Origin of the sequence: Mesorhizobium sp. B2-3-7 (assembly GCF_006442695.1) — a bacterium.
Taxonomy (GTDB): Bacteria; Pseudomonadota; Alphaproteobacteria; order Rhizobiales; family Rhizobiaceae; genus Mesorhizobium.
The window spans coordinates 1-16,979 of the sequence record NZ_VFVV01000021.1; the positions used below are offsets into that span (position 1 = coordinate 1).

General features: G+C 62.1%; 22 protein-coding genes and 1 pseudogene. 12 read left to right on the plus strand and 11 right to left on the minus strand.

All coding sequences use genetic code 11. The features are described 5' to 3' along the window. The 3 genes and pseudogenes from FJ940_RS27575 to FJ940_RS27580 form a co-directional block, all read left to right on the plus strand. Positions 1-657 (plus strand): annotated as a pseudogene (locus tag FJ940_RS27575) (EmrB/QacA family drug resistance transporter); the annotation flags it as partial. Positions 658-758: 101 nt separating this feature from the next. Beyond that, a complete protein-coding gene (locus FJ940_RS28585) occupies positions 759-923 on the plus strand; it encodes a hypothetical protein (RefSeq protein WP_181165226.1) in 165 nt (54 codons plus the stop codon). A gap of 145 nt (positions 924-1,068) precedes the next feature. Then, entirely contained in the window at positions 1,069-1,512 is a 444-nt protein-coding gene (locus FJ940_RS27580; protein ID WP_140522248.1) for a PPC domain-containing DNA-binding protein, read from the plus strand. Positions 1,513-1,531: 19 nt separating this feature from the next. Here FJ940_RS27580 and FJ940_RS27585 read toward each other — a convergent pair whose 3' ends face one another. Next, positions 1,532-2,140 carry an isochorismatase family cysteine hydrolase gene (locus tag FJ940_RS27585; RefSeq protein ID WP_140522250.1) on the minus strand — a complete coding sequence of 203 codons (609 nt, stop codon included), beginning with the start codon at positions 2,138-2,140 and terminating at the stop codon, positions 1,532-1,534. Positions 2,141-2,396: 256 nt separating this feature from the next. On the opposite strand from FJ940_RS27585, the gene FJ940_RS27590 reads away from it, so the two are divergent. From FJ940_RS27590 to FJ940_RS27600, 3 genes are read left to right on the plus strand one after another with little or no spacing between them, the layout of a single operon-like run. After that, a complete protein-coding gene (locus FJ940_RS27590; RefSeq protein WP_224618060.1) occupies positions 2,397-2,795 on the plus strand; it encodes a GFA family protein in 399 nt (132 codons plus the stop codon). Then, positions 2,747-3,802, plus strand: a complete 1,056-nt coding sequence (locus FJ940_RS27595; RefSeq protein WP_140560377.1) for an ATP-dependent DNA ligase — start codon at positions 2,747-2,749, stop codon at positions 3,800-3,802. The genes FJ940_RS27590 and FJ940_RS27595 overlap by 49 nt, the downstream gene beginning before the upstream one ends. A 13-nt stretch (positions 3,803-3,815) precedes the next feature. Beyond that, on the plus strand, positions 3,816-4,232 hold the full coding sequence (locus FJ940_RS27600) for an HD domain-containing protein (protein WP_140513578.1): 417 nt from the start codon (positions 3,816-3,818) through the stop codon (positions 4,230-4,232). Between the two features lie 77 nt (positions 4,233-4,309). On the opposite strand, the gene FJ940_RS27605 is transcribed toward FJ940_RS27600, so the two are convergent. Further along, complete coding sequence (locus FJ940_RS27605) at positions 4,310-4,648, minus strand: DUF427 domain-containing protein (RefSeq protein ID WP_318012459.1); 339 nt, start codon at positions 4,646-4,648, stop codon at positions 4,310-4,312. Positions 4,649-5,012: 364 nt separating this feature from the next. Between FJ940_RS27605 and FJ940_RS27610 the strand changes: the two genes are divergently transcribed. Next, the gene (locus FJ940_RS27610; protein WP_140658499.1) at positions 5,013-5,294 is read left to right on the plus strand and encodes a hypothetical protein; all 282 of its coding nucleotides are present in this window, start codon (positions 5,013-5,015) and stop codon (positions 5,292-5,294) included. A 99-nt stretch (positions 5,295-5,393) separates the two neighbouring features. Here FJ940_RS27610 and FJ940_RS27615 read toward each other — a convergent pair whose 3' ends face one another. Beyond that, a complete protein-coding gene (locus tag FJ940_RS27615) occupies positions 5,394-6,011 on the minus strand; it encodes an NAD(P)H-dependent oxidoreductase (protein ID WP_140522254.1) in 618 nt (205 codons plus the stop codon). 149 nt (positions 6,012-6,160) lie between these two features. Between FJ940_RS27615 and FJ940_RS27620 the strand changes: the two genes are divergently transcribed. The 3 genes from FJ940_RS27620 to FJ940_RS27630 all read left to right on the plus strand — a co-directional run bounded on the left by FJ940_RS27620 (position 6,161) and on the right by FJ940_RS27630 (position 8,691). Next, positions 6,161-6,874, plus strand: coding sequence for an MgtC/SapB family protein (locus FJ940_RS27620; RefSeq protein WP_224618017.1), 714 nt, complete (start codon positions 6,161-6,163; stop codon positions 6,872-6,874). A 162-nt stretch (positions 6,875-7,036) separates the two neighbouring features. Further along, positions 7,037-7,423: a hypothetical protein gene (locus FJ940_RS27625; protein WP_140658501.1), complete on the plus strand. Its 387-nt coding sequence runs from the start codon at positions 7,037-7,039 to the stop codon at positions 7,421-7,423. 77 nt (positions 7,424-7,500) lie between these two features. Continuing rightward, positions 7,501-8,691: an NADH-quinone oxidoreductase subunit D gene (locus FJ940_RS27630; RefSeq protein WP_140658503.1), complete on the plus strand. Its 1,191-nt coding sequence runs from the start codon at positions 7,501-7,503 to the stop codon at positions 8,689-8,691. 54 nt (positions 8,692-8,745) lie between these two features. On the opposite strand, the gene FJ940_RS27635 is transcribed toward FJ940_RS27630, so the two are convergent. Further along, a complete protein-coding gene (locus FJ940_RS27635; protein ID WP_140496149.1) occupies positions 8,746-9,183 on the minus strand; it encodes a CBS domain-containing protein in 438 nt (145 codons plus the stop codon). 121 nt (positions 9,184-9,304) lie between these two features. Further along, positions 9,305-9,478: a hypothetical protein gene (locus tag FJ940_RS27640; protein WP_140496150.1), complete on the minus strand. Its 174-nt coding sequence runs from the start codon at positions 9,476-9,478 to the stop codon at positions 9,305-9,307. A gap of 202 nt (positions 9,479-9,680) precedes the next feature. On the opposite strand from FJ940_RS27640, the gene FJ940_RS27645 reads away from it, so the two are divergent. Next, complete coding sequence (locus FJ940_RS27645) at positions 9,681-9,866, plus strand: hypothetical protein (protein WP_140496151.1); 186 nt, start codon at positions 9,681-9,683, stop codon at positions 9,864-9,866. Positions 9,867-9,890: 24 nt separating this feature from the next. Here the strand turns inward: FJ940_RS27645 and FJ940_RS27650 are convergent, their stop codons facing one another. Together FJ940_RS27650 and FJ940_RS27655 are read right to left on the minus strand one after the other, a co-directional pair. After that, the gene (locus FJ940_RS27650) at positions 9,891-10,640 is read right to left on the minus strand and encodes a metallophosphoesterase (protein WP_140496152.1); all 750 of its coding nucleotides are present in this window, start codon (positions 10,638-10,640) and stop codon (positions 9,891-9,893) included. Continuing rightward, positions 10,633-11,442 (minus strand): nucleotidyltransferase family protein, encoded by an 810-nt coding sequence (locus FJ940_RS27655; protein ID WP_140496153.1) that lies wholly within the window; start codon positions 11,440-11,442, stop codon positions 10,633-10,635. Before FJ940_RS27655 ends, FJ940_RS27650 begins: the two co-directional genes overlap by 8 nt. Before the next feature lie 269 nt (positions 11,443-11,711). On the opposite strand from FJ940_RS27655, the gene FJ940_RS27660 reads away from it, so the two are divergent. Further along, positions 11,712-13,415 carry an HAD family hydrolase gene (locus FJ940_RS27660; RefSeq protein WP_140658505.1) on the plus strand — a complete coding sequence of 568 codons (1,704 nt, stop codon included), beginning with the start codon at positions 11,712-11,714 and terminating at the stop codon, positions 13,413-13,415. Positions 13,416-13,514: 99 nt separating this feature from the next. On the opposite strand, the gene FJ940_RS27665 is transcribed toward FJ940_RS27660, so the two are convergent. From FJ940_RS27665 to FJ940_RS27680, 4 genes are all read right to left on the minus strand, one after another. Continuing rightward, on the minus strand, positions 13,515-13,712 hold the full coding sequence (locus FJ940_RS27665; protein ID WP_140496155.1) for a hypothetical protein: 198 nt from the start codon (positions 13,710-13,712) through the stop codon (positions 13,515-13,517). Positions 13,713-13,885: 173 nt separating this feature from the next. Beyond that, positions 13,886-15,232 carry a sorbosone dehydrogenase family protein gene (locus FJ940_RS27670; RefSeq protein ID WP_140522266.1) on the minus strand — a complete coding sequence of 449 codons (1,347 nt, stop codon included), beginning with the start codon at positions 15,230-15,232 and terminating at the stop codon, positions 13,886-13,888. Continuing rightward, complete coding sequence (locus FJ940_RS27675) at positions 15,219-15,677, minus strand: DUF2231 domain-containing protein (protein WP_140496157.1); 459 nt, start codon at positions 15,675-15,677, stop codon at positions 15,219-15,221. Before FJ940_RS27675 ends, FJ940_RS27670 begins: the two co-directional genes overlap by 14 nt. Before the next feature lie 106 nt (positions 15,678-15,783). Beyond that, on the minus strand, positions 15,784-16,974 hold the full coding sequence (locus FJ940_RS27680; protein WP_348641160.1) for an acetate/propionate family kinase: 1,191 nt from the start codon (positions 16,972-16,974) through the stop codon (positions 15,784-15,786). Positions 16,975-16,979: the final 5 nt, after the last annotated feature.

Genomic DNA, 16,979 nt, shown 5'->3' on the forward strand with positions numbered 1-16,979 from the left:
ACCTTCGACTACACCGCGACGCTTTCGGGACTTTCGATGATGCCTGGCGGCATCGCCATGCTGATGCTGATGCCGATTTCCGGCTTCGCCTCCGGCTTCGTGCAGCCGAAATACCTGATCATGATCGGCATGTCGGCGGTTGCCGTGGGATTGTGGCACCTGACTTCACTGTCGCCGAATGCCGGTTTCAGCTATTTCACCTATGCCCGCATTTTCATCACGGTAGGGCTTCCCTTCCTGTTCATCCCCATTTCGACGGCCGCCTATGTCGGCCTGCCGCCGCAAAAGACCAACCAGGCCTCGGCGCTGATCAATGTCGCCCGCAATATCGGCGGCAGCGTCGGCGTATCGCTCTCCAACACCGTCGTGGCGCAGAACGCACAACTGCATCAGACCCATCTGATCGGCAACACGGCGCAGTCCTCGCCTGTCTATCAGCAGATGCTTCGGCGCATGACTGACTATTTCGTCGCTCAGGGCTCGCCCGCGGTCGAGGCGAAAGTCCAGGCGGTCGGCTGGATTGGCCAGACGATAGGCCGGCAGGCGACGCTTCTGGCTTACGTGGACTTGTTTCGCTACTCCGCGATCGCGACCGCCCTGCTCGTGCCGCTCGCACTTTTGCTGCGCTCTCCCAAGTCGAGTTCCTCCGCGAAATAGCTTCTACCGAGGCAGGCGCTCCTTCGAGCAAGGCAGTTTCATGGAACCGGGCGGCGCTTGTCTGGTTACGTCCCATGACACGGAAAAAAGGAGACAGACCGATGGCCAAGGAAAAGATCCGGCCACAAGACGAAGATCGCGAAGCCGTGCATCTGGCCGAAACGACCGACGTCTCGCCCAAGCAGGCGAAAGATCTTATCCGCAAGCACGACAACGACAGGAAAGAGGTGAAAAAGGAAGCCAAGAACTTCAAGGCTGAGGGGTAGGCGTTCGGGCGGATACTGCCGGCCGCTTCGACGCCGCGCGCCTGCCGCAATATGGAACCGGGACGCGAACGGTTCGTTCGAATAAGTGGGCCGGCCTGAAAATTCACCGCCAAGGTTTCTGCACCTTGGCCACAGGACAACGGCAATGAAATCGAAACTGGTTTCGAAAGTCGCGGGACAGAGGACCTTCGTGGTGGTGCTCGAGCCTGGCGAAGAGGCGATTGGCGTGCTCACTGCCTTTGCCAGCGAAGAACAGATCGACGGCGCATCGCTGACCGCGCTCGGCGCGTTCGAGCGAGCAGCGGTCGGTTGGTTCGATTTCGAGGCAAAGGACTATCGCAAGATACCGGTCAACGAGCAGTGCGAGGTTCTCAGCGCGATCGGCGACATTGCCTTGGGCGATGACGGCAAGCCCAGCCTCCACCTGCATGCCGTGCTCGGACTGAGCGACGGAGCGACGCGGGGCGGACATCTGCTGGGCGGCGTGGTGCGACCGACCCTGGAGGTCACACTGGTCGAGTCCCCCGCTCATCTGCGCCGCACGAAACACGCCGATCTCGGCATCGCCTTGATCGACCTGAGCGCCTGACCTGGACATTGCTTCGAGATCAGGTCCAGTTGGAAAGAACCGTCTCCATCTCGACCGTTTCGACCTGCTGCGCGAACCGCTGATGATAGACGGTCATCAGCGCGTCGTGTGTTGCATCCGAAGAGCTGCACAGGGCATCCGTCACCAGAACGACGCGGTAGCCGATATCGATCGCGCCAAGCACTGTCGCCAGAACGCAGACGTCGGTCTCGCCGCCGGTGATGACGAGAGTGTCGATCCGGCGGGATGAAAGCAGCGTGTGCAGATGCCCTTCGGGCCACGGTGAGTAGATGTGCTTGTCGACAACGATCGCCGGCGGGCAGCATGCCGCCAGCGGCGGCAGGAGTTCGATCATCTCCTCGCCGATCCTGTCGATGGTCATCGATGCCCAGCGTTCATAGTACCGCTTCCAGGTGCCGGTGCCCTGCCCCGGGCGTCGCGCCGGAAGGAAGCGAGTGAAGATCGTTTGTGAAGGATATCTTTCGGCAAGGCTGACGATCCGGGGAAGGACACGGGTGATCCAGGGTGTCGCCCACTCCGACGGCTCGGCGAACAGCCGCTGCATGTCGACACACAGATGGGCACAATGATCGCCCAGAGGTCCATATGCCAGACCCGGAGCCGACATCAGCAGCGACCCGCTTTGTCGTCTTCGGCGTCGAGCCGGCACAAGGCGGCCAGGGACGGATACCTGAACGCACATGCCAGCCGCATAGGGGTTCCGTTCAAGTCGACATCCTTGCGCTAGTCCCCAGTTTCTCGAGTGCCGACCAAACGCGAGGCAGCGAAACTCGTTCCCCTCGGGCTCTCGGAAACCACATCATCGGTGGAACGTTGACCAGCATCGAGGTTCGAGAGATCGGCCAATGGTCGCGCAGCAAGAAATGAGAGAACGAACCGGGGGATGCCTGTGCGGCAACGTCCGCTATCGCACCATCTCCAGGCCGCGCACTCACTATTGCCACTGCGACATGTGCCGACGCTCGACCGGCAGTGCGTTCGCAGTCCTGGCGTGGGTACCATCAGCCAGCTTGGAATGGCTTTCCAACAAGCCTTTCTGCCGCAGGTCATCACCCATCGCACAAAGAAGCTTCTGCCGCGACTGCGGATCGCCCATCGCGTTGGCCTACGATGCATCGCCGGATGAGATCGCCCTGCATGTCGGAACCTTCGACGATCCCGCCGATCTCGAGCCACGCTACAATTACGGATCCGCGCAACGGCTCGGATGGACATGCTGCGGTGTGGACCTGCCGCACCACGACGCCGAAGAGCGGTGGTAGAAGCCGTGGCCGCTGCTTTTCCGCTGCCTTTGGATACCCGCCCCATGGAGGCCAAGGCGGCCGACGCACTGCCGGGCGACGACGGTCTCTGGCAGTATGAGCCGAAGTGGGACGGATTCCGCTGCCTGGCCTTCAAAGGCACCGCAAGCGTCGATCTCAGGGCCAAGTCCGGCAAGCCGCTCGGCCGGTATTTTCCGGAAATAACGACACTGTTGCGCGATCTCGATACCCAGTCTTTCGTTCTTGACGGCGAGATAGTCATCGAAGTGAATGGCGATCCTTCCTTCGAGGCCTTGCAGATGCGGCTTCACCCTGCCGAAAGCAGGATTCGCATGCTGAGCGCGCAAACCCCGGCCCGTCTCGTCCTGTTCGATATTCTCGCCGATCCGGACGGGGGGATCATGCTCGACAAGAGCTTGACGGAACGACGGGCCGCGATTGAGCGCTTCGTCATGAGGTCGGGCGTTTCCTCGTTGCGGTTGTCGCCGCGCACCACCGACGTGACCACCGCCAGGCGCTGGCTGGGCGAGGCCGGCCACGGCTCCACCGATGGAGTTGTCGCCAAACTGCTGATGGACCCTTATCGGCCGGGCGAGCGCACCATGATCAAGGTGAAGCGGCTGCGCACCGCGGACTGTGTCGTCGGCGGGTTCCGCTACCTGACGGGCAGCAGCCAGGTCGGATCCCTGCTGCTCGGTCTCTATGACGACCACGGCAAACTCGACCATGTCGGGTTTACGTCGACGATCGGCAAGGACGACAGGGCAGAAATTACCGCGAAGCTCGAGAACCTGAGAGGCGGACCCGGCTTTACCGGCAAGGCTCCCGGCGGGCCGAGCCGCTGGAGCACCGAACGCAGCGGGGAGTGGGAGCCCGTGCGGCCGGAGTTGGTGGTCGAAGTCCGTTTCGATCACGTCACCGGCAATCGGTTTCGCCATGGAACGAAACTGCTGCGATGGCGGCCGGACAAGGCGCCCCGGCAATGCGGGTTCGAACAGATTGAATGAAGGGAGGCTGGCAATGAGCATGCTCTACCGCGCGGCCAAGATTGCCGAGGACGCGCATCGATCGCAGACCGACAAGACCGGGCAACCCTATATCGAACACTGCAGGCGCGTGGTCGACACGGTCGAAACCCTTGACCAGAAGATCGTGGCTTATCTGCATGACGTCCTCGAAAAAGGGGAAGGCTGGACAAGGACAAGGCTGAAATCGGCGGGGTTTGGTCCCTCGATTGTCGCTGCGGTCGATGCGCTGACGAAGAGGCCTGGCGAGAATGAAATCGCTTTCGTGCGCCGGGCTGCGTCAAATCCCCTGGCGCGGCCGGTCAAGCGTGCGGATCTGGCCGACAACCTGTGGCAAGCGCGGCGGGCCGGGATTCCCCTCGCGAAATTTGAAGAGGGCCTGCGCATTCTCGACGAAGACCGCGCAGCGTGAAGGCGACCTGGGCCCGGTGTCATCGCACGACAACCCAATGGAATCGGTTCCCTTGGATAAATCCTGCCGCTGTCCTGCTATTCCACTATGTGAGGCGTGTGGCGCTCGTCTTCAGCGGGATCGGCGTCTATGCGAGCCTTGCCGGGATCGAAGGCGGCGTGGCGAGCAAGCACCCGGACAGGCGCCTCGGGCTCTTCATACGCCCACATGAAATCATCCGCCGATCCGCCAACGGCATGCACGCGCCAATAGCTCGCAGTGCCTTTTGGCGATATCGAGGTGGTATCGGTTTTCTCGAGCAGGTCGAAATAGATGTCCTGGAACGGGATGTAGAACACAGGATCCCTCCCCGTTTCCTGGACCTGCAGCGCATGTTCGGTGGAGGCGATGATGGCGTCGGAGAATCTGACAGTCACCGTTCCATGGAAAGGCTGAATATGGAGATTGTTTCCCGACGGTGATCGGGGCTCGGCTGAAGGGTTCATTTGAGTGTCTCTGAGATTTCCAATTGGTAAAGTTCAAGGGCCGGTCTCAAAGGCAAAACGAGGTAATGCGGGATTGGTTGCGCGAATGCGGCGGCTACCCCGCGATGCTGCATCCCAGGCCCAAGGCGGAACACCAACCGATCCCACTGAGAGGAACAACGGGCCGGGTCGGCGGTTATCCGTTAGCCTTTCCGATTCCACGACCCATCAGGATAGCCGAGTTCTGACGGCGGAAAGCGACGCAACTGGCGACAAAGGGGCCACATGAGGCACCCGTTCATATCGGAGACATGAGATGGAACCGCGCAAGAAGCAACGATCCGAACAACGGGACGAAACTGAAGTCCCGGCAATCCAGCAGGCGGACTGGGATGCAATCAAGGGCGGCAGGGTTCTTCCAGACAAGGTGTCCGACAATGTCGACGCCGTCGTCGACGTCGAGAAGGAAGGCGACCTGCCGGAGGAGGACGATGACAACGCCTACCAGAACAGCGACGAGGCATTGCCCGATGACGAAGAGGAAGGTGCCATATCGCGCGATCTGGCCAGGCGAGCCGGGCCTTTTGACGAGCCCTGACCCCAAGGGCGCCGACACTGATCTTGCTGGCGCCCGGCAACCATCGAGTGGCCGATGGTGTCAGGGCAACGGGCACTCTGTGCCGCCACGAAAATCTCTTCACTTTCCGACGCCGCGATACTGCCTTTCCTTCAGCACGCTGGCCAGATGGGCCGCATTCGAAGCCGTCATTTCGATCATCTCGACCACGGCTTCCGGCGTTCCGGGCAGGTCGACATAGTTGACGTCGCCCATAGCCTGCCCAACCCAATACACGCCGCCATTGGCAGGAATCGTGAAGCCGACGTCGTTTAGCGCCTGAAAGCACGCCGCGTGACAGGCGTGAGCGCCGTCTTCATTGCCGACGATCGCCACGATCGCGACCTTGCCGGCGGCCGGCATCCGGCCTTGTTTGTCGGTCTCCGATAGAAACGCATCCATGCGCTCCAGGATGCGCTTGGCGACACTCGACGGCTGGCCGAGCCAGATGGGCAGGCCCAGCACGAAGATGTCGGCGTCGAGGATCTTCCTGCGGAGCTGCGGCCAACCGTCTCCCTCGCCCATGTCCGACAGCACGCCGGGTTTGACGTCATGGTCGAGGGCGCGAACAATCTCGCCGCGGACCCCATGCGGCACCATTGCCGCCAGCAGATCCGCCAGCAGGCGGTCCGTGGACGATTTCTCGGCGTCGTCGGAGGCCTTCAAGGTGCAATTGAGCGCAAAGGCGGTGAGCGGCATGGAAAGATCTCCCGAGTGCGTTCTGTGCCAAACGCAGCGGGACGTCGTGGGTTGCCTGAACCCGACAAGAAGCTTCACCTTCCACCTAGGGAACCATCGAACGCTCCGCGGTGTTGGAGAACGAGCCCGTTGCGTGAGTCGTCCCCGCTATGACCATGCCGCTTCATCCAACCTTGACCGACCTAGCCCTGCGCCTGGCTCTTGCTTTTGTTGCCGGCGTGATCATCGGAATGAACAGGGAAGCCCGCGGCCACACCGCCGGGCTCAGAACAACCATCCTAGTCGGCCTGGCGGCCGCGATCGCGATGATGCAGGCCAATATCCTGCTCGAGGTGGGCGGCAAGGGCCCCGATTCGTTCAGTGTGATGGACGTGCTCCGTTTTCCGCTGGGCGTGCTGACGGGTGTCGGTTTCATTGGCGGCGGAGCCATTCTCCGCCGCGGCGATTTCGTGACGGGTGTCACCACGGCCGCCACCTTGTGGGTCATGACCGCAATCGGCCTCGCCTTCGGCGGCGGGCAACTGGCACTTGGCACAGCGGGGACGGTTTTGACGTTGATAACGCTTCAGGTGCTGAAGCAGGTCGATCTGTGGGTCCCACGAACCCATCATGCGATCCTGGCGATCTCGTCGGCGAACGGCGTTCCGCCTGACCTCGACGCGCTGGTTCAACCGCTGGGCTATCGCTGGCGCTTTCTCGGAATGCAGCACGACATCGAGCGCGGCCGGTTCGTATTCTCCTTCGAGCTGAGCTGGAAACAGCCCGACGCGGCCAAACCCTCCGTCGAGATACTGGCGCGGATCAGTCCGCGCTACGACATCGAACGGTTTGACGCGATCAGCGATAAAGGTCCCCGACCATAGGCAGGGCAGCGATGCGTCCTCGTCCCTGCCTTGGATTCGACCGGAGCCGGAACAAATCCGGACTTCGCGCTTTGAACACGCAACACTGTTCGAGGCGATGGCTTGCTGTCCCTGTCGCGCGTCATCCCGATCGACCCTCCTCGAACAAGGAAGGAAGATATCATGAACAAGGCAATCATCATCCTGGCGGCACTCACTCTGGCTTTGCCTGCCCATGCTCAGTCCCAAAACGCACCCCTTCCCCCGGACGCACCGGCACCGGAAGCCGTGCCAGGTCAGACCGGCCCCGACCAGGGCATCACCGGACAGACATTCACCAACATAGCCATCGTCGCATTGGCGGACTTGCCACCCGACCTCAAGGCCAAGGTCGAGACCGTGGTTGCCCAGACCAGTCAGGAAGACCTTCACGTCCTGCAGCGTTCGGTCAGCGCATCGCCGGAAGCCTCCTCGGCCCTGGCCGCGAATGGGCTTGACGCCTCCGAAGTGGTGGCCGCCAACATCGACGGCGACGGCACGCTGACGCTGATCATCCAGACCACGACCTGACGGCGTGGGGGCAGAACCCGGTGCTTCGGCGGATGTCCCATTCCCGGTGCCAGGCGGCAAAGTCGAAGGAGGGCGTCATGACTGACGCGACGGTCCGCAATTTCACGATAAACTTCGGGCCGCAGCACCCTGCGGCGCATGGCGTCCTGCGGCTGGTGCTCGAACTCGACGGCGAAGTCGTCGAACGCGTCGATCCGCATATCGGGCTGCTGCATCGAGGCACGGAGAAGTTGATCGAGTACAAGAACTACCTGCAGGCCCTGCCCTATTTCGACAGGCTCGACTATGTGGCGCCGATGAATCAGGAGCACGCCTTCTGCCTGGCGGCGGAGAAGCTGCTCGGGATCTCGGTTCCACAGCGCGGCCAGCTCATCCGCGTGCTGTATTGCGAGATCGGCCGGCTGCTGTCCCATCTGCTCAATGTCACCACGCAGGCGATGGATATCGGCGCCCTCACGCCGCCGCTCTGGGGTTTCGCCGAACGCGAGAAACTGATGGTGTTTTATGAACGGGCATCGGGCGCCCGCATGCATGCCAACTATTTCAGGATCGGCGGCGTACATCAGGATCTTCCCCCGGACCTGTTGGACGATATCTGGGATTTCTGCGATCCGTTCCTCAAGGTCTGCGACAATCTCGAAGAACTGCTCACCGAAAACCGCATATTCAAGCAGCGCAATGTCGACGTCGGCGTCATCGGTCTCGACGATGCCTGGGCTTGGGGATTTTCGGGCGTAATGGTGCGTGGGTCGGGCGCGGCATGGGATTTGCGCAAGGCGCAGCCTTACGAATGCTACCCGCAGATGGATTTCGATATTCCCATCGGCAAGAACGGCGACTGCTATGACCGCTACCTCGTACGAATGGAGGAGATGCGCCAGTCGGTCCGGATCATGAGGCAATGTCTTGACAAGCTACGGTCGCCGCAAGGCCAAGGACCGGTCGCAATTCCCAACCGGAAGATCACGCCGCCACGCCGCGCGGAGATGAAACGCTCCATGGAAGCGACCATTCACCATTTCAAGCTTTACACGGAAGGCCATCACGTGCCCGAGGGCGAGGTCTATGCCGCCGTCGAGGCGCCGAAAGGCGAGTTCGGCGTCTATCTGGTTTCGGATGGGGGCAATGTTCCTTACCGGTGCAAGATTCGCGCGCCGTCCTTCGCACATCTGCAGGCGATGGACTATCTGTCCCGGGGGCACATGATCGCCGACGTCTCGGCGATCATCGGCTCCCTCGACATCGTCTTTGGAGAGATCGATCGCTGAACCGCCGTCGCCGCCCGCGGGACGCGGGCAGCGCTCTCGCAATGTCATCGATGGTCAGTGTGCCGTCTGCGAATGCGCGCCGCCTGCCTGTGAGATGCCGTTCAGCGCTTCGCCGGCTCGTGCTGCCTCGCCGTTTTTCGTGAGATCGCCAAGCGAGATGATGCCAACCAGCCGTTTTTCACGGCTGATCACCGGCAGCCGTCTAACCTGAAGGTCCCCCATCTGCTGGAGCACGTCCTCGATCTCCTCGTCGTCGTAACAGTACCTGATCTCGGCACTCATCACTTCGCGTATCCGCGTATCCGGGCCCCTACCCTGGGCGACGCCACGGACGGCGATGTCGCGATCAGTGATCATTCCGACCAGCCGGTCGTCCTCGCCTACGGGCAGAGCGCCGGCATCGAGGCTGGCCATGGCGGCGGCGGCCTCCCGCAGGGTCTGGTCCGGACTGGCGACCTGAACGCCTTGCGTCATGCAGTTGCCAACTTTCATGATGTTCTCCTTTGGTTGAAGCGCCCCTTGCCGTTGCTGCGATGGAAACACGATGGGGGGACAATGGCGCCGGCCCAAGACGTTCCATTGCCACGGGATCGGGATCTCATGCGTCGCACGTTCAGACGACGCGGCTGCCGGCATGCATCGGCGATTCTTCGTTCTCGTCGGGATTGGGCAGAGGCGTCTCGTCCGGGAGTTGTTCCGGATCAGGCTCCTCGATCGGTTCGGGCTTCCAGGTCGGCGCCGGCATCGGCACGTCGCGATTGGGATCTGGTTTTCCTGGGTTTGGCATCGGGATCACCTCCCTTCATTCGGGACGCAACTCCTGGCCGGCGTCATTTGTTCCATCGCCAATTCGCGGTCGCCTCCGGCCTTGCCGCCACGGATCGAGACGGCGCGCTGCCGATCGGATCCGCCGGTCGACTTCAGCCCCGTCTTTCGGAACCGGACGGTTTTCCAATCCGTTGTCTCGGCATCGATCGAGGAGAAAGACGATGGCTGGTGACGAGAGAATTTCCGGCAGCAACTTGCCCCAAGTCGCGGTCGACAGTGAACAGGTCCGGCAACTGGTGGCGACAGCCGATCTGCCGTCCAATCAGGCACGCGAGCTCGTGCGCCGTCACGGCAACGATCCGCACAAGCTCGAAGAACTGGCAAAATCTATCAAAGCGGTAAGCTGACCGTCGGGACGGCGTCCGACTCCGTCAGATTTCAAGCAAGGCATAGGGTCGGCCGGTCGGTTTGGAAACGTGCATGGCGACGTTGTAGACCCTCGCCCCGCCGGGCGTGCGGCCCTCATAGCTTCCCCGATGCGCATGGCCGTGCACGACAGCACTGACCTGGAACCGGTCGATCGTTTCCGCCAGCCGCGACGAGCCCAGAAACGGAAATATCTCCAGGGGTTCGCCGGCGATGGTCTCGACGATCGGAGCGTAGTGCAAAATGACAAGCGTGCGTTTTGCGCGAACCTGGCGCATCGCGTTCTCAAGCCGCATGGCCTCGCTGACGCTCTCGGCGACCATCGACTTGATGGCCGGCTCGCCGAAGGAGCCGAGCATGCGTGAACCGAACCCCCCGACGAACCCTTTCACGCCGACAAAACCGACCTCCTCTATTTCGGTCGTCTGCCCGTCGAGGAGATGGACGCCCGCTTGACGCAGGATTTCCGCGACGTCCTCGACCGCGCCGGATTCATAATCATGGTTGCCGAGCACGCCGACCACCGGGATAGAGCAGGCGCGCAGGTCTTCGGCGAGGATCTCGGCTTCGCGGGGCTTGCCCAGATTGGTCAGATCGCCTGGAAGAACGAGGATATCGGCCTCGCGCGACATTTCGCCGAAGAGATCGCGATACGATGTCTGGGCGTCCTCCTTCACATGCAGGTCGCCAACGGCCGCCACCTTGATCGTGGCGGTGCCCTCCATCGCCGGAGCGTCTTCGGTCCGTTCAGCCATCACGAAATTCTCCTGTACCGCCGACGCCGGCGAAGCCCCATTCCTTGACGTCGATTTCGTAGTCGGTCTGCGAAAGCAGGCGCCCGCGGCAGATCTTCATTCTGGGGGAAGGCAATTGGCGCTGCTTGGCAAGGCGGTCGAGCAGTTCGTCAAGCAGCCATGTGGGGATGCGGTCGCGCTCGCTCGGATAGATCCATCTGAAACTGAGAATCTGCATCAGCAGCACTTCCCAGTGGACTTCCAGGTAGGAGAGCAGCCTGTGCCAGTCGATCTGGTCCTGCGCCTTGAGGATCGTATGGGCGATGTCCGCCCCGTCATGACGCCCTCGGTCCTGGATGAAGCATTTGGACCATATGAGCTCGGTCGGGCCGACGATCCTCACCCGGCTTCCCAGCAGTTCGGTTTGGCGGGCATGCTCCATCCACTGGTCGCTTACCGGCATCGTTCCATTCGCCGAGGCGAATATGATGTCGAAGAAATGCGTGCCCTTGAAGACCTTTCCAAGCCACCGGTCGTCCTCGATTTCGACCGCGTAGCCGAGCTGCTTGAAATGGGCCAGGATGCGCGAGAAGTCGCCTGCCTTGCAGAAGATATCGAGATCCTTGGTCTGACGGATGACGCCGGTGTAGGCGCTTACCGCGTAGGTTCCGGCGACAAGGAAAGGAATGTCGGTGGCGGCGAGTTCGCGAATGGCTTCGGTATAGAACACCTCCGCCTCGGCGTTCTTGAGCGTCGGGGCGGCCTTTGCGTCGATCGCGGGAAGGGATGCCGGAACAGTTCCCGGCAACGGATCGTTGATCATGGCACGCATGGCTCCCACACATCGGCAACCGATTGATCGCCCGCGTTGTTAACAGCGGGAACCCTGCCTGGTTCCGCCATGGTCGCGTTGCGGCCTGAAGGAAATCGGGCGCGACGGGCAAAATTACCCGCAGAGTCCTGGGTTCCAATATGGTTGCATGGGCCGTTTCCCTGCATGGAACCATCGCCATTCGGCATCGTTAGCCCGGACAGCCGAAGCTGCCTTCGGGCGATCGGGGTGTCTGGTTTCAAGCGCAGACGATATCCAGGATGTATGTTCTTGCCCTAGCGACAGACTATGACGGCACGCTCGCCGAAGACGGGGTCGTCTCCGATGCGACCTATGCTGCGCTCGAACGGCTGAAGCAGACGGGCCGCAAGCTGATCATGGTGACCGGCCGCGAGCTTGCCGATCTCGAGCGGGTCTTTCCGGCACTCGACATCTTCGACAGGGTGGTCGCCGAAAACGGCGCGTTGATCTATACGCCCGCTTCGAAGAAGGAGCGGCTTTTGGCGCCGGCGCCCCCGGCTGAATTCGTCGACCGGCTGAAGCGTCGCGGGGTCGCGCCCCTGTCGGTCGGACGCTGCGTCGTGGCCACCTGGGAACCACAGGAAACCGCCGTGCTGTCGGAGATCAAGGAGCTTGGACTTGAGCTCGAGATCATCTTCAACAAGGGCGCGGTGATGGTGCTGCCAAGCGGGGTCAACAAGGCCACCGGCCTTGCCTGCGCACTCGAGGAATTGGGGTTTTCCGCCCACAACGTCGTCGGTGTCGGCGATGCCGAGAACGACCATGCATTCCTGCGCGCCGTCGGCTTCGGCGTCGCCGTAGCCAACGCATTGCCGACCGTTAAGGAGACGGCGGATTTCGTCACAGCCAGCCCTCGAGGTGCCGGCGTGGTGGAACTGATCGAACAGCTCATATCGCGCGATGCCGGCTTCGTGGAGACGGCTCGCCAACATGTGGAAGTGGGAACCGACATATCGGGCGCGCAGGTGCACCTTTCACCGCATGGCGGCGGCGTGCTGCTGGCCGGCACATCCGGTATCGGCAAATCCACGCTTGCCACCGCGTTGACCGAGCGCTTTGTCGAGAAGGGTTTTCAGTTTTGCGTTCTCGACCCCGAAGGCGACTATCAGGAACTCGAGAATGTGGTGGTGGTTGGCGACGCCAAGACCCCGCCGATCTCGCGTGAGGTCTTCGATCTTCTGTCCAAGCCAACCAACAATGTCGCTGTCAACATGCTGGGGCTGAAGACCGCCGAACGGCCCGGCAATTTTGCCAAGCTGCTGCCGGACATGGCCAGCATTCGCGCGCGCACCGGCCGACCGCATTGGCTGATCATCGATGAGGCGCATCATCTCTTGCCCCAGGCCCGTGACGGCGCGTCTTTCGCGCTGCCCAAGAGCCTCCCCGCGACCATCCTGATCACCGTGCACCCCGATCTGGTTTCGCGCGACGTCCTGGCTGGCGTCGAAACCGTCCTGGCGCTTGGACCGGAAGCCGACAAGATCGTCGCAAGCTTCTGTGCCGCCACCGGCATCGACGTCCCCGACGGCGCCGTGCCGCCGCCAAAGGACGAAGTCCTGTTTTGGAAACGATCATCGGGCGAGCCGATCAGGACGGTCAAGGTCGAACGGCCCCGCCAGGTTCGCAAGCGGCACATGCGCAAATATGCCGAGGGCGACCTTGGCGACAACAGCTTCTATTTCCGGGGGCCGGACGGAGCGCTTAACCTGAAAGCGCAGAACCTGATGATGTTCCTTCACATCGCAGAAGGCATCGACGATCGCACCTGGGAACATCACCTGCGCGCCGGCGACTATTCGAAATGGTTCCGCAGCAAGATCAAGGACAAGAACCTCGCCGACGAGGTGGCGGACATAGAAACGGATACCGGCACGGACATGCAGGAGAGCCGCGCGGCCATTGCCGAGGCCATTGGCCGCCGTTACACTGCTCCCGCGGACTGACCTTGAGCCGGGGTAGACACAAGCCCATCCCGATTCCTCGGGATGGACCTTTCTCATGTCATGATACGGAGCGAGCGTCAGCGCGCCTGGCTGAAATGCCTAGCGGTTTTTGTGGCTCTGTTGGCCCGCTCTTACATGTTGTTCGTGCGAGCCGCCCCGCATGTTGGAGCCGTCGCCCTGTTGCCGCTCATTGTTGCCTGCGGCCTGTTGCTGCTGGCGGTTCTTGTTTTCCGTGTTCTTGTGGCTCTGCTGGCCCGCCTTCACATGTTGCTCGTGGCTACCACCTTGATTGGGCATGGTAATTCTCCTTTCAATCCAACTTCGAGACGACGGTCGTCTCCCCCGGAGAATGCAGATTTCGGCGCCGACGTTCCCTCACGTAATATTTCGTGACATCCTGCCAAAGGGACAAAGGCGGACCGAGCTTGATGCCGACCCGCGGGAGAGCGACATGCCTGAAGCAGCGATCATCACCCCGAGGGTGTGACGCGCCACACTGTGTTTCCGACATCGTCCGCGATCAGCAGCGCTCCGGTTTTGTCGATGGCAACGCCGACCGGCCGACCACGCGCCTCCTCCTGGTCGTTGAGGAAACCTGTGACGACGTCTTGAGCCATGCCACTCGGACGGCCACCGCTGAATGGCACGAAGACGACTTTGTAGCCATTCAGCCCGGGACGGTCCCAGCTGCCGTGCTCGCCGACAAAGGCGCCGCCTCGATATGTCTGCGGCAGGCTGGTTCCGGTGTAGAAGGCCATGCCCAACGGTGCCACATGCGAGCTCAGCGCATAGTCGGGAACGATCGCCTTGGCGACCAGATCGGGGCGCTGCGGCATTACCCGGGGATCGACATGCTGGCCGTAATAGCTGTACGGCCAGCCGTAGAAGCCGCCATCCTTCACCGAAGTCATATAGTCTGGAACCAGATTTGGCCCAAGTTCATCGCGCTCGTTGACGACAGTCCAGAGTGCTCCGGTCTGCGGCTCGAAGCTCAAGCCGTTCGGATTGCGCAATCCGCTGGCAAAAATGCGCGATCGTCCGGTGGCCCTGTCCACCTGCCAGATCGCGGCACGATCCTTTTCCGCGCCGATGCCGTTTTCGGTGATGTTGCTGTTCGAACCGACGCCGACATAGAGCAACGAACCGTCCGGGCTGGCGACGAGGCTTTTGGTCCAATGATGATCGATCGGACCGCCCGGCAATTCCGTCAACCTGACACCCGGCGCGGTGATCTTGGTGTCGCCTGGTTTGTAGGGGTAGCGCATGATCGCGTCGGTGTTGGCAACATAGAGGTCGTTTCCCACCAGGGCGACGCCGAAGGGCGAATTCAGGTGATCGAGGAACACATCCCGGACGTCAGGCACGCCGTCGCCATTGCTGTCACGCAGCAAGGTGATGCGGTTGCTCGGTCCCGTATCGCCGCCCGAGGTGACGAGCGATTCGATCAGGCCCATCACGATATCCTTCGGCCGTTTGGCTGGCGGTTCCGGCGGGGCCTTCGATTCGACGACCAGCACATCGCCGTTCGGCAGGATGTAGAGCGAGCGCGGATGCTGAAGCCCGGTCGCCAGCGCATGGATCTGCAGGCCCTGCGCTACCGTCGGCGTTTCGTCCTTCTTCCAACCGACGACGGATGCAAGATGCATCGGCGGGAACAGATATTGCTTTATCTCCGGCAAATTCGGGTTGGGGCCGATCTGAGTGCTTGGGTCGGCGGCGTCGTCGCTGCAGCCCGCGGCGCCGAGCGTGGCAAAGCAAAGGAACGCAAGCCCTGTACCATAAGCGCGTCGCTTGCCGGATCGATCAAACGGTTTCATCGGCCACTCCCACGTGGTGGCGGTAGACAAGGGCCCAGCCCAGCCAGCCGGTAAATATCAGGATGAGTACCACCAGCGCCGACAGGATCAGGCCTGTGGGCAGGACCGAGGTCCAGGCATCACGGGTATGTATGAGCATGTTGAAGAAGGAGAGTATGACCGCCAGCGCATTGCCCAGCATGTGCAGCCACGCGGTTTTATGTGCGCGCACCCGGCGATCGCCCAGGAAGTCGGTGAAGCCGGCAATGGCGGCTAGGACGCCGACGATCACCCCGACCGTCAGCAGCCAGGCGGAGAAATTCGCCCACATCATCTCCGCCGTCCGCCAGTAGTTCAGGTCCGTCAGCAATGCGCCGACGAAGCAGGCGATGGGAATGGGCACGAGCATCGGATGGATGGGATGGCCGGCGATGCTGGCCGTGGAAGCGGGATTCTCCCTTGCCATGAGGAAGTCCTTCCATATCAACTCTCGGTTGGCCCATAAACAATCCCCAAGGCCGGAGGTTCCTGCCTGATGGTCCCGGCGGGTCGCCGCGGACCGAGTTCAGCGGTCAGATCGGCACGGTCGCCAGCACCTGGCGGGCGATGATCAATTCTTCGTTAGTGGCGATTGCGTAAACATCGACTGCGCTGCCCTCGCCGGTGATCCGCCCTTTTCCCGACCGGTTTGCATTCGCGTCGAGCAACACGTCCAGCCATCGCAGGCGCTCGCAAACCGCGTCACGGATCTGCCAGGAATGCTCTCCGATCCCTCCCGTGAACACCAGCGCCTCGATACCCTGGAGCGTGGCTCCCATCGCCGCGATCTCGCGGGCGATCCGAAACGTGAAGAGATCGATCGCCTCCGCCGCACGAGGATCCTTGCTGCCAAGCAATGTCCGCACATCTGCCGACACTCCCGAAACGCCGAGCAGGCCGGACTTGTGATAGAGCAAGGTCTCCAACTCTTTCACGGACATGCCGCGCGCCTGCTGAAGGTAGAGAAGCACGCCGGGGTCGATGGCGCCCGGCCGCGTGGCCATCATCAACCCGTCAAGCGCGGTGAACCCCATGGTGGTGTCGAGACTTCTGCCTTCGCGCATGGCGCACAGGCTGCATCCGCTGCCGAGATGCGCGACCACGCAACGCTTGCCCCGGAGTCCGGGCGAAAGCGCCTGCAGCTGGCCTGCGACGAATTCGTAGGAAAGGCCGTGGAAGCCGTAACGGCGGATCCCGCTTTCCTCGAACTCGCGCGGCAGCGCATAGCGGTTGACGGGCGGCTCCAGCGTGCGGTGAAAGGCGGTGTCGAAGCAACCGATCTGGGGTAGGCCGGGCAGCAGTTTGGAGATCGCACGAACCGGCGCCAGGCCGGCCGGCTGGTGGAGCGGTGCCATCGGCGTCAGCGCGTCGAGCGCCTCGACGATCTCGCCGGTCAGCAGGACCGGAGTCGAAAACCGCTTGCCACCATGGACGATGCGATGGCCGACCGCGCTCAGCGGAGCCTGCGCAAGATACGGATCGAGGACATCGAACAAGTCCCGCAGGAGAACCTCTACGGGCGGGCTTGCGGGCTTGACGGCGCGTTTGAAGATGGATTTGCCCGACGCGTCCTTGGCGACGAGGCTTGGCTCGTCATCCAAGTCTTCGCACGCACCGCTCACCGTGAGCACCGGCCCCTCCTGTGATCCGGCTTCGAACAGGCCGAACTTCAGGCTGGACGAGCCTGCATTGAGGGCGAGTATTGCGCTGGTCACGAGCGGCACTCCCC

What these genes read in the sequence shown, in the direction of transcription:
- FJ940_RS28585 (WP_181165226.1), top strand. Translation starts at nt 759, where the DNA reads ATGGCCAAGGAAAAGATCCGGCCACAAGACGAAGATCGCGAAGCCGTG.
- FJ940_RS27580 (WP_140522248.1), top strand. Translation starts at nt 1,069, where the DNA reads ATGAAATCGAAACTGGTTTCGAAAGTCGCGGGACAGAGGACCTTCGTG.
- FJ940_RS27585 (WP_140522250.1), bottom strand. Translation starts at nt 2,140, where the DNA reads ATGTCGGCTCCGGGTCTGGCATATGGACCTCTGGGCGATCATTGTGCC.
- FJ940_RS27590 (WP_224618060.1), top strand. Translation starts at nt 2,397, where the DNA reads ATGAGAGAACGAACCGGGGGATGCCTGTGCGGCAACGTCCGCTATCGC.
- FJ940_RS27595 (WP_140560377.1), top strand. Translation starts at nt 2,747, where the DNA reads ATGCTGCGGTGTGGACCTGCCGCACCACGACGCCGAAGAGCGGTGGTA.
- FJ940_RS27600 (WP_140513578.1), top strand. Translation starts at nt 3,816, where the DNA reads ATGAGCATGCTCTACCGCGCGGCCAAGATTGCCGAGGACGCGCATCGA.
- FJ940_RS27610 (WP_140658499.1), top strand. Translation starts at nt 5,013, where the DNA reads ATGGAACCGCGCAAGAAGCAACGATCCGAACAACGGGACGAAACTGAA.
- FJ940_RS27615 (WP_140522254.1), bottom strand. Translation starts at nt 6,011, where the DNA reads ATGCCGCTCACCGCCTTTGCGCTCAATTGCACCTTGAAGGCCTCCGAC.
- FJ940_RS27620 (WP_224618017.1), top strand. Translation starts at nt 6,161, where the DNA reads ATGACCATGCCGCTTCATCCAACCTTGACCGACCTAGCCCTGCGCCTG.
- FJ940_RS27625 (WP_140658501.1), top strand. Translation starts at nt 7,037, where the DNA reads ATGAACAAGGCAATCATCATCCTGGCGGCACTCACTCTGGCTTTGCCT.
- FJ940_RS27630 (WP_140658503.1), top strand. Translation starts at nt 7,501, where the DNA reads ATGACTGACGCGACGGTCCGCAATTTCACGATAAACTTCGGGCCGCAG.
- FJ940_RS27635 (WP_140496149.1), bottom strand. Translation starts at nt 9,183, where the DNA reads ATGAAAGTTGGCAACTGCATGACGCAAGGCGTTCAGGTCGCCAGTCCG.
- FJ940_RS27640 (WP_140496150.1), bottom strand. Translation starts at nt 9,478, where the DNA reads ATGCCAAACCCAGGAAAACCAGATCCCAATCGCGACGTGCCGATGCCG.
- FJ940_RS27645 (WP_140496151.1), top strand. Translation starts at nt 9,681, where the DNA reads ATGGCTGGTGACGAGAGAATTTCCGGCAGCAACTTGCCCCAAGTCGCG.
- FJ940_RS27650 (WP_140496152.1), bottom strand. Translation starts at nt 10,640, where the DNA reads ATGGCTGAACGGACCGAAGACGCTCCGGCGATGGAGGGCACCGCCACG.
- FJ940_RS27655 (WP_140496153.1), bottom strand. Translation starts at nt 11,442, where the DNA reads ATGATCAACGATCCGTTGCCGGGAACTGTTCCGGCATCCCTTCCCGCG.
- FJ940_RS27660 (WP_140658505.1), top strand. Translation starts at nt 11,712, where the DNA reads ATGTATGTTCTTGCCCTAGCGACAGACTATGACGGCACGCTCGCCGAA.
- FJ940_RS27665 (WP_140496155.1), bottom strand. Translation starts at nt 13,712, where the DNA reads ATGCCCAATCAAGGTGGTAGCCACGAGCAACATGTGAAGGCGGGCCAG.
- FJ940_RS27670 (WP_140522266.1), bottom strand. Translation starts at nt 15,232, where the DNA reads ATGAAACCGTTTGATCGATCCGGCAAGCGACGCGCTTATGGTACAGGG.
- FJ940_RS27675 (WP_140496157.1), bottom strand. Translation starts at nt 15,677, where the DNA reads ATGGCAAGGGAGAATCCCGCTTCCACGGCCAGCATCGCCGGCCATCCC.